The following is a 1,381-nucleotide window of genomic DNA, read 5'->3' as shown; positions in this document are numbered from 1 at the left end:
TAACGACTTAACGCGCTCGGAGCGGTAAGAGTCATAGTCTGAACAACGGTTATGAATTTCAATCTTCATACGGTCACCACTTTACACTTGTGACCTTGTTTTTTCAGATCATTAAAGATGCTTTCTTGCTGTTTTTCATCAGCACAAATTACTATCACACCGTACTGTTCACGGTATTTAAAACCGTTCTTACCGAGCGGCTTTGGCAGGTTTTTGTTGGTCATGTTGAACCTCAATATTAGTTACGCTCATCGGCGCTTGTAAAAGAGGCTCAACGACCTTCAAAAAGTTAATTGTTTTACATCTTGAGCATTTAATTTCAAGCTCTAGATACTTTGCTTTTGCTAGAAGTCGTCCGCAACAACGGCACCGAATTTCTTGCATGTGAACCTACCTTGATTTTCTGATAGACTCCCTTTGCTGTGAGCTCGCAGCGAGAAAGTCTTTGGCTGGTTCATGTACTCTGTTTACATGATCTGGCGGCTCATTAGAACGGTTATTCTTTTGAGTCGCTTTCTCTTTCTTTTAATTCAATTTTGGCCAAAACTCGTCACTTTCAACATCGATCTCAGTTAGATCAGCCCGTTGTAACAAAGCCTTTAATGCGTCACGATTTAGTTTTACCCATTCAGAACAATCGGCTCGCTCTTGTTCACTATAAACACCTAATGCGGCGTTAATCTGCCCAATTTGATTCCACTTTGAATTAATTCTAATAGAACATTGGTTCTGCACTTTTTTTGTTTGCTCATCAAGTGTTGGAGGTATGTACGGTTTCTCTAATAGTGCGTTTTCAGGTAAATCTTCACCTATCTGGTTAATTAAATAGTGAATACCGTTTTCATCAAAATACTCGGTTCCACGCTTATCTACTAGAATCTTTTTTTCACCTTCTTTAAAAACTGCAACATGTCCAGCTGGTGCATCATCTAAAACCGTAAATGTTGATGATGCGGGTAACAACCAATTAGTCACATCTAACGGGTCTGGGTCAGCATAGACAACTCCTGTGAACTCCCCAGTATTTTTATCGTATGCATAAGCTCTTTTAGGGCTTCTTACTGTTATTTTTCCCACTGATAATACCTCTTAATATTTAATGTAACCTAAAAACGCGCTATTTCTTGGCCGTGTCTCCAATCCACCAAACGCCCCAGTCACGCTTGAGGAAGAATAACCCGCGTCATCAAGACTAGATGCAGATGAACCTGCATCGAATATTCCATCGCTATTTAGGTCAATAGCATGTCGATCCCCCCCATCTGAACCATCTGTTTTATGCCTATGGGATTCTGTTTGATAATCTTGAAAATCTCCTAGAGCACGGTTCGAATCCACGCCGCGCCCATCGTCTAAGAATCTTGGAAAATCAGCTCGAACG

At 40.8% G+C, this 1,381-nt stretch carries 4 protein-coding genes; all 4 read right to left on the bottom strand.

Annotation, left to right across the window (positions count from 1 at the left end; translation table 11 throughout):
- Positions 1 to 65: 65 nt before the first annotated feature.
- Positions 66 to 224: a hypothetical protein gene (locus tag TW85_RS26395; protein ID WP_202904910.1), complete on the bottom strand. Its 159-nt coding sequence runs from the start codon at positions 222 to 224 to the stop codon at positions 66 to 68.
- The gene (locus TW85_RS26100) at positions 190 to 384 is read right to left on the bottom strand and encodes a Com family DNA-binding transcriptional regulator (RefSeq protein ID WP_084616500.1); all 195 of its coding nucleotides are present in this window, start codon (positions 382 to 384) and stop codon (positions 190 to 192) included. Before TW85_RS26100 ends, TW85_RS26395 begins: the two co-directional genes overlap by 35 nt.
- A gap of 141 nt (positions 385 to 525) precedes the next feature.
- The gene (locus tag TW85_RS25185; protein WP_046019891.1) at positions 526 to 1,077 is read right to left on the bottom strand and encodes a hypothetical protein; all 552 of its coding nucleotides are present in this window, start codon (positions 1,075 to 1,077) and stop codon (positions 526 to 528) included.
- Positions 1,078 to 1,089: 12 nt separating this feature from the next.
- The coding region (locus tag TW85_RS26305) for a hypothetical protein (protein WP_046019890.1) at positions 1,090 to 1,381 on the bottom strand (292 nt) is incomplete at its 5' end.

This window comes from Marinomonas sp. S3726 (assembly GCF_000967665.1).
GTDB lineage: Bacteria > Pseudomonadota > Gammaproteobacteria > Pseudomonadales > Marinomonadaceae > Marinomonas.
This window is presented reverse-complemented; position numbering and strand designations above follow the sequence as displayed.

Bases quoted from the DNA above. Each gene is read 5' to 3' on its own strand.
- TW85_RS26100 (WP_084616500.1), bottom strand. From the start codon at position 384: ATGCAAGAAATTCGGTGCCGTTGTTGCGGACGACTTCTAGCAAAAGCA.
- TW85_RS26395 (WP_202904910.1), bottom strand. From the start codon at position 224: ATGACCAACAAAAACCTGCCAAAGCCGCTCGGTAAGAACGGTTTTAAA.